Source organism: Aquimarina atlantica (genome assembly GCF_000626715.1).
Lineage (GTDB): Bacteria > Bacteroidota > Bacteroidia > Flavobacteriales > Flavobacteriaceae > Aquimarina > Aquimarina atlantica.
The window spans coordinates 421,283-440,786 of sequence record NZ_AQRA01000005.1 but is presented as its reverse complement, the minus strand read 5'-3'; the positions used below and the strand labels follow the sequence as shown (position 1 = coordinate 440,786).

General features: G+C 33.4%; 20 protein-coding genes. 15 read left to right on the top strand and 5 right to left on the bottom strand.

Annotation, left to right across the window (positions count from 1 at the left end; all coding sequences use genetic code 11):
- Positions 1 to 11 precede the first annotated feature (11 nt).
- The 12 genes from ATO12_RS13200 (at position 12) to ATO12_RS13145 (ending at position 13,013) form a co-directional block, all read left to right on the top strand.
- Positions 12 to 389 carry a nuclear transport factor 2 family protein gene (locus ATO12_RS13200; RefSeq protein ID WP_034242555.1) on the top strand — a complete coding sequence of 126 codons (378 nt, stop codon included), beginning with the start codon at positions 12 to 14 and terminating at the stop codon, positions 387 to 389.
- Positions 390 to 571: 182 nt separating this feature from the next.
- Entirely contained in the window at positions 572 to 1,078 is a 507-nt protein-coding gene (locus tag ATO12_RS13195) for a flavodoxin family protein (RefSeq protein ID WP_034242553.1), read from the top strand.
- Positions 1,078 to 1,842, top strand: a complete 765-nt coding sequence (locus tag ATO12_RS13190) for an arylamine N-acetyltransferase family protein (RefSeq protein WP_034242551.1) — start codon at positions 1,078 to 1,080, stop codon at positions 1,840 to 1,842. Before ATO12_RS13195 ends, ATO12_RS13190 begins: the two co-directional genes overlap by 1 nt.
- A 29-nt stretch (positions 1,843 to 1,871) precedes the next feature.
- Positions 1,872 to 2,420 (top strand): GNAT family N-acetyltransferase, encoded by a 549-nt coding sequence (locus ATO12_RS13185; RefSeq protein WP_034242549.1) that lies wholly within the window; start codon positions 1,872 to 1,874, stop codon positions 2,418 to 2,420.
- Between the two features lie 107 nt (positions 2,421 to 2,527).
- Positions 2,528 to 3,655 (top strand): helix-turn-helix domain-containing protein, encoded by a 1,128-nt coding sequence (locus tag ATO12_RS13180; protein ID WP_034242546.1) that lies wholly within the window; start codon positions 2,528 to 2,530, stop codon positions 3,653 to 3,655.
- Between the two features lie 96 nt (positions 3,656 to 3,751).
- Positions 3,752 to 4,159: a lipocalin family protein gene (locus ATO12_RS13175; protein ID WP_034242544.1), complete on the top strand. Its 408-nt coding sequence runs from the start codon at positions 3,752 to 3,754 to the stop codon at positions 4,157 to 4,159.
- 197 nt (positions 4,160 to 4,356) lie between these two features.
- The gene (locus ATO12_RS13170; protein ID WP_051575816.1) at positions 4,357 to 4,917 is read left to right on the top strand and encodes a toll/interleukin-1 receptor domain-containing protein; all 561 of its coding nucleotides are present in this window, start codon (positions 4,357 to 4,359) and stop codon (positions 4,915 to 4,917) included.
- Positions 4,918 to 5,554: 637 nt separating this feature from the next.
- Positions 5,555 to 8,782, top strand: coding sequence for a SusC/RagA family TonB-linked outer membrane protein (locus tag ATO12_RS13165; RefSeq protein WP_081802062.1), 3,228 nt, complete (start codon positions 5,555 to 5,557; stop codon positions 8,780 to 8,782).
- An 11-nt stretch (positions 8,783 to 8,793) separates the two neighbouring features.
- Positions 8,794 to 10,227: a SusD/RagB family nutrient-binding outer membrane lipoprotein gene (locus ATO12_RS13160; RefSeq protein ID WP_034242539.1), complete on the top strand. Its 1,434-nt coding sequence runs from the start codon at positions 8,794 to 8,796 to the stop codon at positions 10,225 to 10,227.
- 293 nt (positions 10,228 to 10,520) lie between these two features.
- Positions 10,521 to 10,901, top strand: coding sequence for a hypothetical protein (locus ATO12_RS13155; protein WP_131248833.1), 381 nt, complete (start codon positions 10,521 to 10,523; stop codon positions 10,899 to 10,901).
- 46 nt (positions 10,902 to 10,947) lie between these two features.
- On the top strand, positions 10,948 to 11,532 hold the full coding sequence (locus ATO12_RS13150) for a penicillin-binding protein activator LpoB (protein ID WP_034242536.1): 585 nt from the start codon (positions 10,948 to 10,950) through the stop codon (positions 11,530 to 11,532).
- Positions 11,533 to 11,612: 80 nt separating this feature from the next.
- Complete coding sequence (locus ATO12_RS13145) at positions 11,613 to 13,013, top strand: COG3014 family protein (protein WP_240486133.1); 1,401 nt, start codon at positions 11,613 to 11,615, stop codon at positions 13,011 to 13,013.
- Between the two features lie 15 nt (positions 13,014 to 13,028).
- Here ATO12_RS13145 and hemL read toward each other — a convergent pair whose 3' ends face one another.
- Genes hemL through ATO12_RS13130 form a run of 3 tightly spaced genes read right to left on the bottom strand, consistent with a single transcriptional unit; the run spans position 13,029 to position 16,139 of the window.
- Positions 13,029 to 14,315: a glutamate-1-semialdehyde 2,1-aminomutase gene (gene hemL / locus ATO12_RS13140; RefSeq protein ID WP_034242532.1), complete on the bottom strand. Its 1,287-nt coding sequence runs from the start codon at positions 14,313 to 14,315 to the stop codon at positions 13,029 to 13,031.
- A 2-nt stretch (positions 14,316 to 14,317) separates the two neighbouring features.
- Positions 14,318 to 15,190 carry a glucosaminidase domain-containing protein gene (locus ATO12_RS13135; protein WP_051575814.1) on the bottom strand — a complete coding sequence of 291 codons (873 nt, stop codon included), beginning with the start codon at positions 15,188 to 15,190 and terminating at the stop codon, positions 14,318 to 14,320.
- 1 nt (position 15,191) lies between these two features.
- Complete coding sequence (locus ATO12_RS13130) at positions 15,192 to 16,139, bottom strand: 1-aminocyclopropane-1-carboxylate deaminase/D-cysteine desulfhydrase (protein ID WP_034242530.1); 948 nt, start codon at positions 16,137 to 16,139, stop codon at positions 15,192 to 15,194.
- 355 nt (positions 16,140 to 16,494) lie between these two features.
- Between ATO12_RS13130 and ATO12_RS13120 the strand changes: the two genes are divergently transcribed.
- From ATO12_RS13120 to ATO12_RS13110, 3 genes are all read left to right on the top strand, one after another.
- Positions 16,495 to 16,671, top strand: coding sequence for a DUF5522 domain-containing protein (locus ATO12_RS13120; RefSeq protein ID WP_159025630.1), 177 nt, complete (start codon positions 16,495 to 16,497; stop codon positions 16,669 to 16,671).
- A 154-nt stretch (positions 16,672 to 16,825) separates the two neighbouring features.
- The gene (locus ATO12_RS13115; RefSeq protein WP_034242525.1) at positions 16,826 to 17,356 is read left to right on the top strand and encodes a DUF4136 domain-containing protein; all 531 of its coding nucleotides are present in this window, start codon (positions 16,826 to 16,828) and stop codon (positions 17,354 to 17,356) included.
- Positions 17,357 to 17,450: 94 nt separating this feature from the next.
- Positions 17,451 to 18,062, top strand: a complete 612-nt coding sequence (locus tag ATO12_RS13110; protein WP_034242523.1) for a DUF4230 domain-containing protein — start codon at positions 17,451 to 17,453, stop codon at positions 18,060 to 18,062.
- A gap of 207 nt (positions 18,063 to 18,269) precedes the next feature.
- On the opposite strand, the gene ATO12_RS13105 is transcribed toward ATO12_RS13110, so the two are convergent.
- Positions 18,270 to 18,809 (bottom strand): dihydrofolate reductase family protein, encoded by a 540-nt coding sequence (locus tag ATO12_RS13105; RefSeq protein WP_034242521.1) that lies wholly within the window; start codon positions 18,807 to 18,809, stop codon positions 18,270 to 18,272.
- Positions 18,810 to 18,845: 36 nt separating this feature from the next.
- Entirely contained in the window at positions 18,846 to 19,346 is a 501-nt protein-coding gene (locus ATO12_RS13100) for a GNAT family N-acetyltransferase (protein ID WP_034242519.1), read from the bottom strand.
- Between the last annotated feature and the right edge of the window lie 158 nt (positions 19,347 to 19,504).

The following is a 19,504-nucleotide window of genomic DNA, read 5'->3' as shown; positions in this document are numbered from 1 at the left end:
GACTAAAAATGATGAACTTAGAAGAAAATAAAAAGAATGCCATCGCATTCTACAAAACCGCCTATACCGGAAATCCTAAAAAAGCGGTAAAACACTATGTTGGTGATCAATATATTCAGCATAATCCAGATGTCGAAGATGGTACCCAGGGATTTATTGATTACTTCGAAAAAATGCAAGTCGAGTATCCCGAGAAATCAATAGAATTTGTACGTTGTATTGCCGAGGGAGACTTGGTAGCACTCCATACGCATCAAACCTGGCCCGGAAATGACGAATATATAACTATGGATTTTTTTAGGTTTGATGAAAAAGGAAAAATTGTAGAGCATTGGGATGCCATTCAGCAAATCCATGAAAAAAGCGCTAATAAGAATACCATGTACTAATTAACGCTACCATCGGTATCCTACTAAAACCTTCTTAACGAAATCAATCTAGTTAATATGCAAAACCTGGTATTACAAAAACATATGCTGTTTACCCATAATGATCACACTGGTTTTTTTCTATCTTAGTCTCAGTATAACATGTTGTTATAAATAACTATAGAAAAAGAATATCATACCCAATGAAAAAAGGAATTATAATTCTGGGGAGTTCAAATAGCAATGGAGATACATACAAAGCAGCTTCGTTCGTTAGCCAGCAAATGAACTATTCTATAATAGATTTAAAAACAAAAAACATATCAGAATTTGATTACGAATTTAAAAACAGAGATGATGATTTTCATCCTTTAATTCGTGAGATCGTAAATCAATATGACTTCATTATTTTTGCAACTCCTGTATATTGGTATACTATGAGTGGAATTCTGAAAACTTTTTTAGATAGAATTTCTGATTGTTTGAAAATAGAAAAAGAAACAGGTCGAAAACTAAGAGGAATGGAAATGGCAGTACTAAGTTGCGGTTCGGATAAACAATTAAAAAACGGATTTCATATGCCATTTGTAGAAACATCAAAATACCTGGGCATGAAATACATCGCAGATGTACATTGCTGGGTCGAAAACGACACTCTTCCTGATGTAGTAGAAACAAAATTGAAGGATTTTATAAATCAAATACAGTAATGAATATTGATCTCTATCTAGAACGAATAAAGTACAAGAAGGACGTGAGTATTAATGAAAAAGTACTTTTCGAACTTCAGCGATCTCACTTAAAAAATGTGCCTTTCGAGAATCTGGATATTCATTACAATAGAGAAATCACACTTAACGTTGATGCTATTTATAATAAAATAGTAGTTCAAAAAAGAGGAGGGTTTTGCTATGAGCTAAACGGGTTATTCTATCATTTACTAAAAGAAATTGGGTTTAATGTAAAAATGATTTCGGGCAGGGTGTATAGCACATCAAAAGGATACGGAAAAGAATATGATCATTTAGCTATAATAGCTTCTATACACAACAATGATTATCTGGTCGATGTAGGATTTGGTAAATTCTCATACACTCCATTACTGATTAAAACCGGGAACAGGTTATCTGATGATTTCGGTTACTTTGAGTTTGATAAATTTGATGATGATTATTTAAGAGTAAGTGAAGTAGTAGATGAAGTATCGACTCCACAGTATATTTTTAAAACTATAGGTCGAAATTTTAATGAATTTCAAGAAATGTGTATATTTCATCAAACCAGTAAAGATTCTCATTTTACACAAAAAAAAGTAATCTCTATGATAACTGATACAGGAAGAATTACTTTAAATGACAATCAATGTAAAATTACCAAAGGAGCAGATGCCGAAATCATACAATTTACTGAAGAAACAAAATTTAACGAACTTTTAAAAGAACATTTTGATATCGAAATACAGAAGTATTCTTAAATCAAATCATAATATCATACAAAACATAAATGGCGATTACATTTCCTATTATAGAAACAGAACGATTACAACTAAGGCAGTTTACAAACGATGATTTAGAGAATGTATATCTAGGTCTTTCGAATCCCGATGTAATCAAATACTACGGGGTTAGCTTTAATAGTCTTGAAGCTACCAAAGAGCAAATGACATGGTTTGCAGAACTAGAGAAAAATGAAACTGGCATATGGTGGGCTATCTGCTCTAAAGATGGTAATACTTTCTATGGTGCAGGAGGGCTTAATGCTATCGAAAAAGAAAACAAAAAAGCAGAGATCGGATTCTGGCTTCTTCCCGAGCATTGGGGAAAAGGAATCATGAAAGAAGTAATGCCTCTCATTTGTAAATTTGGATTCGAAAATCTTGGATTGCATAGGATTGAAGGTTTTGTAGATGCAGAGAATTCGAATTGCAAAAATGGATTAGCAAAATTAGATTTTGAATACGAAGGGACAATGGTCGACTGCGAAATCAAAAATGGAAAACACGTTAGCGTAGCAATTTATGCCATGTTAAATAAAAACTCCTCTTCTATGTAAAAAAATCCATATTTTATTATCAACTCCATTGCAAATTGGTTTTTCAAATTAAACGAATAGATCTAATCCAAACTACATAATTAAGGTCAAATACACTTTTATTAAGTATGAATTTTGAAATACTAGATTTTTTGATTTTAATAGGAGTAACTCAAGGATTTATCTTTGCCATCATAATTTTATGCTCTAAATTTTTTAAAAACAAAGCTAATTTATACCTGGGAATAAGTCTTTTACTCGGGGTTTTTATCAATATTCAATATTGGGCCTTACACTATAATTGGTATAAAGAGCACCAAAATTTTAGAATACTAGAAGATATTGAACTAGTATTGGCGTTTCCGGTAACCTTATATTTTTATTACTTAACATTATTAAACCCCACATTAAAGCTCAGAAATAAACAATGGATATTGTATACTCCTTTTGTTATATCTGTCACATTAAACCTATATATTGGCGGGCAGTTTTATTTTGACCTATACCCTATTCATAACAAAGCATGGATACCCCATTTTTATACGGTAGAATATTACTTTTCGATTCTATTTAATTTAGTGCTACTTGTTGTAGAATTTCGTTTATTATTTAAAAATACTATCAAATATCAACCCGATATCGGCTATGATCTAAAATGGATACGTCTATTTTATACTTTTCATGTGTTGCTCATCTTTTTTTGGATTATAACCAATATTATAGATTACTATTATAATAATGATTATTCTATCATTATATGGCTATTACTTAACATTCTTTTTTATTGGATAGGTTATCAGGGGATATACAAATTTACCTTAGCCAAAAACAGATTCGAAATAAGAGAGATCAACAAAAAGAAAACAAATGAAAAGCAGAAAGAGCCTGTAAAATTTAAAGAAGGAGAGGAAAACCCATATTTTAAAAAGTTTATACAACTTCTGGAAAATGAAAAGTTATATAGAAATCAACAATTAAGTAGAGATGATGTTGCAGCCCGACTAAATATAAGTATTGGTTACCTTTCTCAAATAATTAATAGTGTTACTCAAAAGAATTTTTCTGATTATTTAAATGCATACAGAGTAAAAGAAGCTAAAACCATGATTTTGGATCCTGAATTTAACAATTATGACATGGTAGCAATAGGGCTTGAAGCTGGCTTTAATTCTAAATCTGCTTTTTATAAATATTTCAAAAAAGAAACTGGCCATACTCCAACTACATTTAAAAAAATGCATAAAGAACAAACGTAATCCTAAAAAGAGTCCATAATTGTTCAATTCTAACTTTTGGAGACTTCTAACTTTTAGAACCCAACTAATTTTGTTCAAAACAAAAAAAGAAAAGTTATGAGCAAAAAACTAATTGTATTCGTTTTAATAACATTACATATTACTTTTTCATGTAATACCGATGATGATGTCGTTGGTACAATTAATAAAACATTTATTATTGGTCAATGGCAATTATCCAGTTCTACCAAAAATGGAACTACTATTGATTTAGACACTTGTGACCTTATGGAAACTTATGTTTTTACTAATGCTAATAAGGTAAGTATTACACTTTACACGTCTAATACAAGCGATGTATGCGAAGAAGATAGCAAAACAACTTATGATTATACTGTTACGGATACCCATCTTACAATAAGTAAGCATAGTACTTTTGTAATCTCAACCCCAAATGCCAGTACACTTATTCTCACATCTAAAAGTTCGTCAGATACGTATATAAATACATATACCAGGAAGTAACCAAAAAATATCTTGTATTAAAAATGTCCAGGTTTATTATCATTATAAATCTGGACATTTCTATATTTTATGAGCTGAATATACAGCAAAGAAACCTTTTATTACACTAGTAATTATGAAGATTTAACAGTATTCATAACAACAAAACTCAGGAATAGTACGTTAAGATATTTACACACGATCATGTTAAAGAACTCATGAATATATTACCTAAATACGGGCTACTGCAGTTTAGAAATGCAGCAAGAATATATAGTAAGTCTATTACTGAAAGTCTGCAACTCTTTAAGGAAGAAACAAAATTTCTTAAAACTTCTTTGTTTTTTTCTTATAAACACGACGAGCTTGAAGAACTCGATAGTGCAGTTAATTTTTTAAAAGGGTTTGGTGTACTTATCTATGCAGATTATTTGTTGCTTGATCCAGGCACCACAGAAAACCCCAATACGGTAACCGACAAAGAGATCCAGCAAAAAACAGAAGAAAAAATAAAGGATAATAAAAAGTTTATTTTCCTGGCCACAGAGAATGCCATTAGTTCTAAACGTTGTAAATGGGAATTGCGATATGCCAATACACAAAAAACCAAAGAACATATCGCTATTTTTCCTATACGAGAAGATTATACAGATTACGGTGGTGCCGAATACTTACAAAAATTCCCCTACATTCAAAAAAGTGAAATTAATCCAGAGGGGTATGATGTTAAATTTCCTAATGGAGATGTCATAGAACTAGGTGCCTGGCTAGCATCTTAATTTGACATCTAAAACCTTATAAAATACTATATCGCAATTATGTGGTTTGCTATTCAGAGTTTTGGGTTTATCAAAATCCTGAGATCAAATTCATATATGGCCAATGAGCTTAACCAATTTCTATCTTCTTTACATATATTTTTGATTTTTTTTCGATATCTTCATAGTACATCATAAAAAATTAAAAATTTACTGATTATCTACTTTTTTTAGTAAAAAAAACGAACTTCAATTGGGGGGTAATGCCCAATAGCACGTCTTATATAATAGGCACCATTATCAATACAAGTAACAATTAACATAGTGCCCAAGCTTAACCAATTTCTAGTAATTGTAGGTATACTTACCTATTTATAGTATATCTCTCTGGTATAAATCTTAGTAAAAACACGAAAAATGCTTCTAAAAAAATCATTTAGTATATCTATACTACATGTTTTATTACCCTATATGTTAATAAAACATTTTGATATTCTGTATACCCAATTGCTTTCTATATCAAAGATGTATTTCCTTTTTATTTCGGCATTTCATAAAACACTACCTACTCTAGATACTCCCCAAAATGTTCAAAATTATAATTCACCAACTAAAATGTAATAACATTTCAATTCAAGTCTAATCAAATCACAATTGTATGAGAAAACAACTCTTAATTTTAATGTGTGCAGTCCTGCTATCAAGTATTGGTTATAGCCAAACTACAATAACAGGTACTGTACGGGACGTAGTAGGTCCTTTACCTGGGGCAACAATTCTAGTACAGGGAACTAGAACTGGAACGACAACAGATTTTGATGGTAAATATACTATCGATGCCAACTCTGATCAAACATTAGTCTTTTCGTATTTGGGATATGTCACCAAAGAAATACCAATTGCTAATCAAACTACAATCGATGTTATCTTACAGGAAGATGCCGAAGCTTTAGGAGAAGTTATTGTAACTTCTTTAGGATTTGTAGAAAAAAGAGATAAGCTGTCTTCTACTTATTCTAAAATCGATGCAGATAAACTAGTACAGCCTGTGGAGAATAAAATCATTGACGGTATAGCAGGTAAAGCCGCTGGTGTAAGTATTAATGCCACTTCTGGAGATCCCGGAGCTGGCTCTAATATTCAAATTAGAGGAACCAGTTCTCTGGGAGGCTCTAGCCAACCTCTAATTATTGTAGATGGGGTACCTCTAAATAATGATACCATAGAAGGTTCTGGTAGTGGGGACACCTCTGCAGGAGTATCACAACAATCCAGACTTAATGACCTTAATCCAGATGATATCGAATCTTTTCAGGTATTTAAAGGAGCTTCTGCAGGTGCATTGTATGGAACAAGAGCACTTAATGGTGTAATTGTAATTACCACCAAAAAAGGTAAAAAGGGTAAAATGAGAGTTACCTTCTCTTCTGGTGTTTCTATTGATGAAGTTTCGTATAAGCATCCGTTACAACGATCTTTCGGGCAAGGTACAAACGGTAACTATAGCCCGACATCTGCCTTCTCCTGGGGAGATAGAATCTCAGACAGAAGCGGAGCTCCAGATGATGTAGATACTACAGGAGAATTTTTTGAATCTTTGGTAACCAACGCAACTATTTATCCTATTACTCAAAAAAATAGGACAGATCAGTATGTAGATAGTAATTTTGATAAAGTATTTGGTACCGGGGTCACACTCGATAATCGTTTCACCTTAAGTACAGGGAGTGAAAAAGGCACCTATTTCATAAGTGGAGGTCATGTAGATCAGGACGGAACGATTAAAAATAGTTATTATAAGAAAACTAATTTTACCTTATCTACTTCTCAGAATTTTACAGATAGGCTTACTGCTAATATCAAAGGAAATTACATACATACCAGCTCTAACAGAATCCAGCAAGGTTCTAATACCGCAGGGCTATATCTGGGATTACTGCGTACATCACCAGATTTTGATATCACAGATTATAAAGGAAATTATAATAATGGCTCCGGGACTATTGTACAATCACGTCATCGTTCTTATCGAAGATACCTTGGAAATAGTGATAATGTAATTTATAATAACCCTCTCTGGACGATCAATGAACAAGGAAGTACAGCCAAAGTAAATCGTTTTATTGGTACGGCAGAATTAAAATATCAATGGAATAATAATATCAACTCTATCCTTAGAGGAGGTGCAGATTTTTATTCTGATAACAGGGTATATTTCTTTCCATACTATACCGCAAGTTCTGCCAGAAGGTTTGGTTTACTAAATGACGAAACCATTAATAATGAAGAGTATACAATGGATATACTAACATCTTTTCGATATACATTAACAGAACAGTTAAACACCAATGTAATCTTAGGATATGGTATTAACGACAGAAGAAGAAAACGAGATTTTATAGAAGCAGATAACTTCGTTGCCAATTTTAGAAAACCGTTAGATCCTGTAGAAATTTCGGCCAAAGAAAATATTTCCTCAGAGATTACAAGAACATCCAGAAGAAATATCCGTTTCTACGGTACTGCCAATTTTGATTATGCCGATCAATTATTCTTAACTCTTGGAGGGGCTTATGAAAAACATTCTGTACTCCCAAAAAGTGATAATGCATTCTTTTACCCAAGTGCAGAATTAGGATGGACTTTTAGTCGATTAATCAATGGTTTTGATCCTTTATCCTTTGGTAAACTTAGACTTGCTTTTGGGCAGGTGGGTAATGTTCCTCTGGCACATAGAGAGGAAACTGTTTTTGAAGTTGGGTCTTTTTCTACTTTTTCTGATGCGATAGCACTAGAGGATTTCGGAGGAGGATTTCAATTCGATGAACGCCTTGGGAATCCAAACTTAAAACCAGAAATAAAAACAGAATATGAAATTGGATTAGATCTTCGTTTCTTTAAAAATAGGTTTTCATTATCGACTACCTATTACAACAATGAAACTAAAGATGTATTACTCGATATAGCAATACCTCCAACATTAGGATTTTCTGAAATTTATGGTAACGGAGCTACAATAGAAAATGAAGGATTTGAAGCCGAGTTGAAATATGATTTCATAAAAAACAGAGACTGGAAAGCCAGTGCTGCCATAAATTTTAGTACCAACAAAAACCTGGTTTCTAAAATTGAAGGAGGAGGAGTGGTCAACTTTACCCCCGGTAGTTCTATCCAATCTGTAGCTATCGAAGGCGAACCATTAGGAGTTTTATATACTCAGGGAGCCCAACGTAATGCTGATGGGAGCCTGGTACTAGATGCCAATGGTTTTCCAATAGTAGATACCAGTGGTAACAAAGTAGTAGGAGATCCTAATCCAGATTGGTTAGGTGGTTTACAATTAAATGTATCGTATAAAAACCTATCGATATCTGCATTATTTGATACCAGTCAAGGTAATGATATGGCTCAAAGAACTCGTTTCATCACTTCATACTTCGGAACCCATGCAGATGTAGGAAATACTATTACACTAAATGAAGATTTAGTGAATTTTAATGGAGATGTGGTACCGGCAGGTACAAGTGTAAGAGCGAATATAGGAAACTTCGGAAATGGAAATGTATTGCTAGATGAGAGTTATTATAGAAACCTATATGGTTTTGGAGATGGTAAATTAAATGAATTTGCTGTTGGAGATGCGAGTTGGACAAGGTTTAGAGAACTCTCATTATCCTACCTACTTAATTCTGAAGGCTTACAAAAGACTACAGGGCTAAGTTCGATTGAATTTACAGCTTCTGGAAGAAACCTGGTTATCTGGACCGATGTAGTTGGTATAGATCCCGACATAAATCAATTTGGTGTCGGTAGAGGAAAAGGACTGGATTATTTCTCGAATCCAGGAGTGAGAACCTATGCTTTTAGTATTAAGTTTAATTATTAAAAAACGAAATCATGAAAACTATATATAAACTAATAGTATGCTGTATCGTAATCACAATGTTCTCCTGCGAGGATTATCTGGATGTTAACGAAAATCCGAATCAGCTGGTAGAAGTCCCTTCGGGAGATCTTTTATTAAAAGGAACACTCTTAGCCAATGCCCAGGTACAACAAGGACAACTGGCCAGAACATCTATGTATTACACCGGTGGACTTATCGGGCTAAATCTGGTACAACAAACGCTCTACAATTATGATTATACCCCTGGAGATTCTGATGCCACCTGGGAGTTGATCTATAACGGAATATTAGTTCAAAACAAGGAAATTAGAAGAATCTCTCCTGAAATAGGCTTCTTGCAGGGAATGATTGACGTTAATGAAGCATTAGCCATGGGAACTGGAACCTCTTTATTTGGTGACATACCTTATAGCAAAGCGTTACCAGACAATCCAAGTCTCGAATCTCCTGATCCAGATTTGGATTTGCAAGCAGATATATATACTAGCTTGCAAACTCTATTAGATAATGCTATTCCTAAGTTAACAAATGGTGCCACTACCCTCTTACTTAATGACCCAGAAAAAACGCCAGATATTTTTTATTTATCAGATCGACAAGCATGGATAGCAGCTGCATACACTCTAAAAGCCAGATATTATTTACAAACCAAACAATACGACCTTGCATTAAATAATGTTGTAAATGGTATTAACAGTGCGTCTGGAACCATGGCATATAAACCTATTGGTAGTGTCGATACAAACAGTAACATTCTTTTTAATTTTGTAAACAGTAGTCGCGCAGGTGATATGACAGGAGATAATGCCTTTTACCGGGATCTTATGGACCCTTCTAACTCTTCTAGTAGAAACAATGCAAAGACAGATGAGACTGCCCGTAGAAACTATTCTTACATTAGCGGAGATGGAAATCAGGAGAATGGTATTGATGGACCATCTACTCCTATGAAGTTGGTAAGCTACGAAGAAAATCTATTGATCTGGGCAGAATGTATATTGCGCGTAAATAGTGATAATCAAGCTGCCATTGATAAACTTAATGAACTAAGAGCTTATCTCGACTCAGGAAATGCATTTAATCTTATCGATGCAGCCGATACATTTAATTATGACCCGTATGTCCTGGCAGATTTTCAAGCAGGTGGGATAGAAAATAGTGATAATATCGCTGTAGACAGAGCCATTTTACGAGAGATTATCGAAGAACGCTATGTAACAGGGTTTAGCACTTATATGCCATTTAACGATGCCCGAAGATTACTCAAATCTGATAGTGATGTTATGGTTCCTTTTCCGCTAAACAATACCACCACTACGATCAATCCACAACGATTTTTATATCCACAAGATGAATTAGATAGTAATGAAAATATCCCCCGACCCATTCCTGATTTGTTTACTCCAACTGCAGTAAATCAATAACTGAATTATTCTATCTTTTGGGAATGGTTAAAGCCTATGAAGTTAACTTCATAGGCTTTTTTATATAAAAATTAGAATACAAGCTAATCTGTTCTAATAAAACAACAGCTAGATAAATTTTAACATTTCTAAAATAGGGTAATCCTACTACTAAATGTTGTGTATATAAATTGAGAGGTCAAAATAGTTTCATAGATATTAAGATTATTTTTTTCAAATGATGCAACCCTTTGACTTTTAAATTGTCATTTACTATTAGGTAATATTTATATAGAAACTAATCTATAAGCATTATGAGAAATATATTTTCAGTATTCGTTTTTGTTATGATAGGATGTATTGGGTATTCACAAGAGGCACAACTCGAAGAAGATCAAAACCCTAATTATAAAGAGGCTATGAATAGATTCTTAAAAAATAGTCAGGAATATACGATACAACAAGGTACTACTGTACAGGAAACCTATAAAGCTATTGATCCTCTCGAAGAAAAAAGAGAACTACGCTCGCTACGAAGACAATACCGATCGCAAAGAGCATACTGGAGACATGAGCGAAGATTAAAACGTATCGAAAACACCAGGTATTATGACTACGGATCTTATTATAGTTACAGGCCGAATGGATATGATTGGCTAACACTTGGCATATTAGGAGCATGCATTCTTTGGTAGTATCGCATAAAACACATTATAAAAATACATTAAATAAAATTACAAAATGAGAAAATCAATCGCTGCTATAGCAGTATTACTAGTAGTATCTTTAACTTCTTCATGCGCAAGAAAAATTACACGTGTAGCTCCGGATACACAAATCGATATTAGCGGACGATGGAACGATACTGATTCACGCTTTGCAGCAGAAGAACTAACACAAGAAGTACTTACAGGAAACTGGATAACTGATCACACTCAGGAAAAAGGCAAAAAACCTGTAGTTATAGTGGGTTTAATACGCAACAAATCACACGAGCATATAGAAAGCGAAACCTTTATTAAAGACATAGAGAAGGCATTTATTCAACGACAAAAAGTTAGAGTTGTACAAGGTGGTAAAATGCGTGAAGAACTAAGAGCAGAACGTGCCGATCAACAGGATAATGCTTCTATGTCTACTGTTAAGAGATTTGGGCTAGAAACAGGAGCAGATTATATGCTTCAGGGTAACATTAATTCTATTGTTGATGCGCACAAAAGAAACAAAGTAGTATACTATCAAATCGACCTGGAGTTAACCAATATTCAGACTAATGAAAAAGTATGGATTGGAGATAAAAAAATAAAAAAGTTTGTAAAAAACTAATTCTGTAGCACTCTAAATTCACAAAACACCAAGCTTTCCCAGGAAAGCTTTTTTGATAATTGAATATGATCCATAAAAAAATGATCTTTCGCATTGTACTATTGTGTTGTTTTTTAATAGTACTTAGTAACTGTGGCAGTTATCATACCAAAAGCACCCTTTTTCAAGCTAAGATACAACAGGGAGATATGCAAGGTGCTATGGAGGTGATCGAAGAAAATAAGTTTTTAGGAAAACCCAGAAATCATCTTCTATATTTATTAGAAAAAGGGAAATTGGCATACCTGGCAGGCGATTATACCTTAAGTAATGAGCTTTTAAACGAAGCAGATCTGTTTATAGAATCTAATAAAAGAGCTATAGGAAATCAAGTTCTGGGTATTCTTTTAAATCCCGAAAAAGAAACATATAAAGGTGAAGATTTTGAAAAAGTTGCCATACACTATTACAAAGCACTTAATTATATATTTCTAAATCAATATGATGAAGCCATTGTTGAAGCAAAGCGTATTTCATTACAATTACAAAAAATAAATGAAAGTTATCCTCCCGAGAAAAAAAACAGGTATAATGATGATGCATTTGCTCATATATTGCAAGGTCTATTATATGAAGCTTCGGGAGATCTTAACAATGCGTTTATTGCATATCGTAATGCTGTAGATTTATATCTAGAAAACCAGGGTACTTATATAGGAGTGAATATCCCAGAGCAACTATGTCAGGATATGTTTCATACAGCAAGTGCTATGGGGTTTACCGATGAAATAGAACGTTATGAAAAATTATTAAACACTACCTATATACCTAAAAAAACTACTGAAGGCGGAGAAGCAATTATTTTCTGGGAAAACGGACTGGCCCCATACAAAGATGAAACTTTTTATACGTTTACCATCTTACCGGGTAACGAAATCGGGTTTCTAACTATTATCAATGAAGATCTCTCTTTAAATTTACCATTACCTATACCAACCGGAGGAGATAATAATTCCGATTTTTCTGACCTCGATATTTTTAATGTTGCATACCCTAAATATGTGAGTCAGCAATCCTTATATAATAATGCAGAAGTACAATTGGATAGTGTATCATATTCATTTCAACTTACACAAGATTATGAAGAAATTGCTTTTAAAACACTAAAGGACAGAACATTTAGAGAGATCGGAAAAATAGCTTTACGACTAGGAACAAAAAAAGTTTCAGAATACATAGTAAAAAATCAAAATAACGATTTAGGAGCTTTATTAGGTGTTTTTAATGCATTAACAGAAGGTGCCGACACCCGTAATTGGCAAAGTTTACCTAACAAAATATTTTATACCCGTATCCCTTTAAAGAAAGGAGAAAATAGCTTGACCGTTAAATTACATACAAATCAAGGGGAATTCACTTCTAAAAACATCAAGATACAGGGAAACGGAGGAATTCAATTTGAAAAAATCACAACTCCAAGAATTTCTCATCCCAGTCAATAAAATCATGTTTACCCCCTAAAGTATTTTAGCGACTTTTTGTACTGTAGCAATAGTTTCATCCAGGTCTTCATAAGTTAATGCCTCGGTTATAAACCAGGTTTCAAAAGCACTTGGTGCAATATAAACACCGTTGTCTAGCATCCCATGAAAAAACTTTTTAAAAGTATCGTTATTGCCCTTTGCCGCAGTATCAAAATCAACTACTGTATCCCCTGCAAAATGAACCGAGATCATAGAACCAATTCTGTTGATAGTATACGTGATATTATGCTCATCCAGAGTATTAGCAATTCCGTGATGCAAGTATTCGGTTTTACTGGCAAGGCTTTTAAATATCTCTGGGTTGTTATTTAATTCGTTGAGCATGGCTAATCCTGCAGCCATCGCCAATGGATTACCACTTAAGGTTCCTGCCTGGTATACAGGTCCAAGCGGTGCTAAATGGTTCATAATTTCGGCACGTGCTGCAAAAGCACCAACAGGTAATCCTCCTCCAATTACTTTACCAAAAGTAACAATATCGGCATCTACGCCTGTAAGCTCTTGTGCTCCTCCTTTTGCTAATCTAAAACCGGTCATTACTTCATCAAAAATCAATAAGATACCGTGTGTATCACATAAAGATCTAAGCCCTTCTAAAAATCCTTTTACTGGTGGGATACATCCCATATTACCGGCAATAGGTTCTATAATAATACAGGCAATTTCTCCTTGATTAGACATGATAATACGTTCTACATGATCCAAATCATTATATCTTGCCAACAAAGTATCTTGTGCCGTTCCTTTGGTTACTCCTGGGCTATTGGGGCTTCCAAAAGTCACTGCACCACTCCCTGCCTGAATCAGGAAAGAATCACTATGCCCATGATAACATCCTGCAAATTTGATAATCTTATCTTTGCCTGTATATCCACGTGCTAATCGCACAGCACTCATACAGGCTTCGGTACCAGAATTCACAAATCGTATTTTATCGATATTGGGTACCATAGAAACTGCAAGTTCTGCAATTTGAGTTTCAATTTCTGTTGGCATTCCAAAACTGGTTCCTTTTTTAGCTTTATCGACAACTGCATTTACTACTGGTGGATGTGCGTGCCCCAAAATCATTGGTCCCCATGAGTTGATATAATCTATCAATCGGTTACCATCTTCATCGTACAAATATGCTCCTTTGGCCTCTGTAACAAATATGGGATCTCCTCCTACAGCTTTGAAGGCTCGTACTGGTGAATTAACCCCTCCCGGGATTACTTTTTGCGCTGCTGTAAATAATGCGCTACTTCTTTTATAGATCATGCTTAATTAAAATCTTCTTCCTCTTCGTCGGCAGCTGCTACTTTAAGAACCTGTCCGACCTTGATATTATTATTGACCAGATTATTAAATGCTTTGAGTTCCTCTACAGAAATTTTATATTTCCTGGAAATCGAATATAGAGTATCTCCTTTTTTTACGGTATAGCCATCCTTATTAGAAATGGAAGTTATAACTGCGACAGCTTTATTTTTTTCGCTTTTTCTTCGTGGTTTCTTACCTAGTACCTCATCATCAAATTTATCTAAATCGTAACGTTCAATAATAGCAATAAGTTTTTGAGGATATTTCTTATCGGTAGCGTAACCCGCTTCACGCAGACCACGTGCCCAGGATTTATAATCCCTTTGGCTAAATGTAAATAGTCTCGAATATCGTTTTCGATCTTTTAAAAATAAAGAATGATCTCTAAATGACTCACTTGCCTTATTGTATTTTCTAAAACATTCCTGAGAGCGATCATCATCATGATATACCCGATCTCCTTCCCAATCATGACACTTAATCCCAAAATGATTTTTTGCTCTTTGGGTAAGATCTCCATATCCTGCTCCCGATTCTAATATTCCTTGTGCTAATGTTATACTAGCCGGAATCCCATATGTCTTCATTTCGCTTTTGGCAATACCCGAAAACTCATAAATATAGCGTTGCACTTTATCGTTATATGATAACGCCGGAAGCGGTTTTTTGGTCGTATGTTCTTCTACTATTATTTTTTTAGGGCTTTGCTCTATTTTGGTTATAACCGCCGGTTTTGGCTTTGGTTTAGCCGGTCTTGAAGATGTTACTTTTTTGCTTCCTCCACAAGAAATCATAATCATAGCAACACATAACAATACAATAAATTTCCTCATTTTAATATTCAATTGTAATAAGGGGTAGTTTCTTTTTCTTTAATTTTTTGTTCATTCCGGATATTCCTTGCAAACCACCAGTATGAATGGCTAAAATACGAGTATTTTTCTTAAAAACACCTTTTTGTGCCAGGTCAAAAATACCAAAAACCATCTTAACTGTATAGACTGGATCTAATGCAATATGTTGCTGATTGTTAAACTCATTCATAAACTCTACTCCTTCTTGGTTTATTTTACCATATCCTCCAAAATGATATTCGGAAATGAGTTTCCAATTGGTTTTTGATGTATATTTTTTAATCTCTTTGTCAAGAAAATTTCCTTTTAAAGCAGGAAACCCCATAACTGTCTGATGAGCTTTAGTACTATTAATAATACCTGAAATTGTACCTCCTGTTCCCACAGCGCAACAAATGACATCATAGGTATTATCCTGTGTAGTCAATATTTCTTCGCAACCTTTAACAGCCAGATCATTAGTCCCGCCTTCGGGAATAATGTAACATGAACCAAACTCATCTTTTAGCTGCTCTAAAAAAGCTGAAGACGTTTTATCTCTATATTGCTCTCTACTAATAAATTTAAGATGCATTCCTGAAGCATGAGCAAACCGTAAAGTATCATTTTCTGATAGTGTTTTATCAAGATCTTTAGCCAATTCGTCTCCTCTAATTACTCCTATGGTTTGCAACCCCATAATTTCTCCTGCCGCCGCAGTTGCCGCAATGTGATTGCTATATGCTCCTCCAAAAGTTAGTATAGTAGTGTAACCAGATTTTTTAGCTTTGATAAGATTATATTTTAATTTCCTGAATTTATTACCCGAAACGTCTTTATGAATTTGGTCTTCTCGCTTGATATCAAGAAAAACCTCAGCTTTATCCAAAATAGAATGAGTAATCGATTGGTTTTTTGAAGGTGATGTTTCCGAAAAAAAAATATGCATCTATCGATATTTAAAAAAACTCCAGAGTTTTCTTGTTTTGAGGTAATCGAGATCTTCTTCGTTAAGATATGCTTCTCTTTCAAAAGAGATATTACGATAAGCTTGATGTAAATTTCGATATTGAATCACTCTAAACAAATATTCTGTGAAATAAAAAATATAAAAAGGTATAACCAATAGTTCTGCCTGCTGTCTCAAGTGGATTTTTTCGTGATTAATAAAGACTTCATCCTCTTTAAGGAAAGAATTATTTATCACAATAAAAGGCCAAAGGGCGATGCCTACAAAACGGCGACCTATCAAATATTTGTTAACAACAATGGGCATATTACTGCAAGATACTATTTTTGTAACTATGGACAATCCTAAAAAAGTATTAACTCCAAAAGAAGGGGATTATTATATTACTCCAGAAGGGTATCGTTGTTTTACAGAACAATATCACTTACGAAGAGGCTATTGTTGTGAGAGTGGTTGCAGACATTGCCCATATGGTTATGATAAAAAAACAAATAGTTATTCTAAAAAATAGATTCGCTATCTGTCTCATGGTATGATTATTGTGGTTAAATTTGTATATAATAGCTATTGTTAAACCAATATCAAATGCTTATAAAATGATTGGCAAAAATGTATTTTCTTTTCTGATCATCGTGATATATTTGATATTATAAAAAACTAGGATTATGAAACTTTTTTCACTTTTATCATTAATCCTTATCATAACTCTTAGTTCTTGCTCCACAGTTCGTGTTGCCTCGGATTATGATAAGCAGGCTGATTTTAACACTTATAAAAGCTTTGCATTTTACAAGCCTGGAATCGACAAAGCAGAAATTAGCGATCTCGACAAGAAACGTATCCTGCGTGCTATCGAAGCAGATATGACCTCTAAAGGTTTTGCAAAATCAGCAAATCCGGATGTACTGGTAAGTATTTTTACAAAAACTAAGGAAAATGTAAACATCTATCAAAATAACTTTGGATGGGGTTATGGATGGGGATGGAATCCATGGTTCTGGGGAACTGGATACAACACAGTTTCTACAACTACAGAAGGCACTCTATACATAGATCTTATTGACGCCTCTAAAAAAGAATTGGTCTGGCAAGGAATGGGTTCTGCTGCATTAACCAAGAATGTTAACAAAAAGCAAGAAAAAATGAATGAGATTGTTACTGCAATCTTAGAAAAATATCCACCACAGGAGCAATAAAAAAATACTCTTTTATTTATATTACAAATAGCCTTTCTTTATAAGAAGGCTATTTTTTTGTGTACATTTATACTCAACTTGATACTATAAAGGTATGCGTAATTTTTTACTTGGTGCACTTTTAACAGCACTCCTGGTGTTTGCAATCAAATATGTAATTGATCGATCTAATACCCAAAAAACAGAAGTAGCATCTTCTGGTCTGATTCTGGATCAAATCAAAAACGTAGGTAAACTGGTAGTTACAGAAGGACATTTTTCTGATATCATTACTTATAAAAATGATAAGACTTATTTTAATGTAATCTCATCAAAGAAAAAAATAATTGTAATGGTTAATGCCAATGTGCAAGTCTCTTATGACTTAAGAAAGATTGAGCATATTATTGATCAAGAAACAAAAACACTAACCATAACAAAAATTCCTGCGGCAGAGATTAATATTAATCCCGAAATAAAATATCATGATATCGAAGAAGGGATCATTAATAAATTTAATCCCGAAGATCATAATGCTATACGTAAAATAGTACTAGAAGGATTAAATAAAAAAGTACAAAAATCTGCACTCGTTACCAATTCACAGAATCGACTTATTAGTGAATTACAGAAACTATATATTCTTACTAATTCTCTGGGTTGGACATTAAAATATAAGGATACCACGATAGACAGTCAAATAGGTATTCAAGAATTTATATTTTAAAACTCTTAACTATAATCAAAAAATGGGAAGAACGAATTCTTCCCATCTTTAAATTTAAAAAAATCTGAATTACAGAATTCATTTTGTCCCTTAAACTCTAGTGTTATTACAGATTTACAAATTTGTTACTTCTTTATAACGCTTTACTTTTTATATACCCTACCCCCCTTATTCAAAAAAAATAAAAATTCCCCTACTTGTAAAAAGTTATACAGCTTCCTCTATCAGATACCTTAATTCAACTGCTCCTGTAGTGTATTCTTTTGTATCAACAAGCTTCAATCGGGTTTCATTTGGGATTCCTTCAAAAAGTTCAATCCCTTCAGAAATGACTATTGGCATTACAAAAATCAGAATTTCATCTATAAGATTTTCATTAAACAACATTGTATTTACCTGCCCACCACCTATTAACCAAATATCGTCACCTTTCTGTTGTTTTAATTTTTTAATAAAATCTATGTGATTTTCAGATATAAATTGAACATGCTCGGTATTCTTTACTTTCCTATTTCTGGTTAACACAAAGTTTTTTTTATCTGAATACGGAAAATCAATACCCCAGCTCATCACCTGTTCATATGTATTGTTCCCCTGGATTGTGGTATCAATTGTTTTATAAAACTTGTAGTAACCATGATCCGTTTTATCAGGGTTTGGAATAGACTCTAGCCAATGCACACTTCCGTCTGATTTTGCTATTCTTCCATTAAGACTCATAGCAATATACATCTTGATTTTTCTCATTTCATTCTTATTTTATAAAATAAATCATTGAGTGCTTCATTTTTTTAGCGTGTACTTTCGTTCTATACTATTTTCTTTTTCAGCATAAAATTCTTCAACATAATTCATTTCTTTTTCGAGAATACGTATAGAGCCAACATTATCGGTGCTCACATATGCGGTTAACTCATTTAATTTAATCTGGTCAAAACAGTACCTAAACAATCCTTTTGCTATTTCGCTGCCAAACCCATTGCCCCAGAAACATTCTCTTAATCGATAAGCTATTTCAAATTCTGATCTATCATTTTCATATACCCCGCATATACCTAAAAACTGATTGCTATTACGTTCTATTACTGCCCAAATTTTAAAAAAAATATCAGTACTCTCATAATATCCTATAAAACGATTTAATTCTTGTTTGCTCTCCTCAAAACTCATCGTTTTTTTGATATATCTCATTACATTGGGATTACCCTGCATATCATAAAAAGATTCTAAATCACTATCCTCTAAGCGTCTTATAAACAGCCTCTTTGTTTCAAACAATATCATTTTTGCATTACAGATTACACATTAATATATAGGATTATTCTTTTTTATCACTATCTCAAACTACTTTTTCTCTATAGAGATCTTACTTATAAAAAAGTTACATGATTTTGTAACCTTTTTTCAAAAAAATTATCAAAACACAAAAGCATAAGACAAAA

Coding starts and splice junctions, on each gene's coding strand:
- ATO12_RS13200 (WP_034242555.1), top strand. CDS start 12: ATGAACTTAGAAGAAAATAAAAAGAATGCCATCGCATTCTACAAAACC.
- ATO12_RS13195 (WP_034242553.1), top strand. CDS start 572: ATGAAAAAAGGAATTATAATTCTGGGGAGTTCAAATAGCAATGGAGAT.
- ATO12_RS13190 (WP_034242551.1), top strand. CDS start 1,078: ATGAATATTGATCTCTATCTAGAACGAATAAAGTACAAGAAGGACGTG.
- ATO12_RS13185 (WP_034242549.1), top strand. CDS start 1,872: ATGGCGATTACATTTCCTATTATAGAAACAGAACGATTACAACTAAGG.
- ATO12_RS13180 (WP_034242546.1), top strand. CDS start 2,528: ATGAATTTTGAAATACTAGATTTTTTGATTTTAATAGGAGTAACTCAA.
- ATO12_RS13175 (WP_034242544.1), top strand. CDS start 3,752: ATGAGCAAAAAACTAATTGTATTCGTTTTAATAACATTACATATTACT.
- ATO12_RS13170 (WP_051575816.1), top strand. CDS start 4,357: ATGAATATATTACCTAAATACGGGCTACTGCAGTTTAGAAATGCAGCA.
- ATO12_RS13165 (WP_081802062.1), top strand. CDS start 5,555: ATGAGAAAACAACTCTTAATTTTAATGTGTGCAGTCCTGCTATCAAGT.
- ATO12_RS13160 (WP_034242539.1), top strand. CDS start 8,794: ATGAAAACTATATATAAACTAATAGTATGCTGTATCGTAATCACAATG.
- ATO12_RS13155 (WP_131248833.1), top strand. CDS start 10,521: ATGAGAAATATATTTTCAGTATTCGTTTTTGTTATGATAGGATGTATT.
- ATO12_RS13150 (WP_034242536.1), top strand. CDS start 10,948: ATGAGAAAATCAATCGCTGCTATAGCAGTATTACTAGTAGTATCTTTA.
- ATO12_RS13145 (WP_240486133.1), top strand. CDS start 11,613: ATGATCTTTCGCATTGTACTATTGTGTTGTTTTTTAATAGTACTTAGT.
- hemL (WP_034242532.1), bottom strand. CDS start 14,315: ATGATCTATAAAAGAAGTAGCGCATTATTTACAGCAGCGCAAAAAGTA.
- ATO12_RS13135 (WP_051575814.1), bottom strand. CDS start 15,190: ATGAGGAAATTTATTGTATTGTTATGTGTTGCTATGATTATGATTTCT.
- ATO12_RS13130 (WP_034242530.1), bottom strand. CDS start 16,139: ATGCATATTTTTTTTTCGGAAACATCACCTTCAAAAAACCAATCGATT.
- ATO12_RS13120 (WP_159025630.1), top strand. CDS start 16,495: ATGGACAATCCTAAAAAAGTATTAACTCCAAAAGAAGGGGATTATTAT.
- ATO12_RS13115 (WP_034242525.1), top strand. CDS start 16,826: ATGAAACTTTTTTCACTTTTATCATTAATCCTTATCATAACTCTTAGT.
- ATO12_RS13110 (WP_034242523.1), top strand. CDS start 17,451: ATGCGTAATTTTTTACTTGGTGCACTTTTAACAGCACTCCTGGTGTTT.
- ATO12_RS13105 (WP_034242521.1), bottom strand. CDS start 18,809: ATGAGAAAAATCAAGATGTATATTGCTATGAGTCTTAATGGAAGAATA.
- ATO12_RS13100 (WP_034242519.1), bottom strand. CDS start 19,346: ATGATATTGTTTGAAACAAAGAGGCTGTTTATAAGACGCTTAGAGGAT.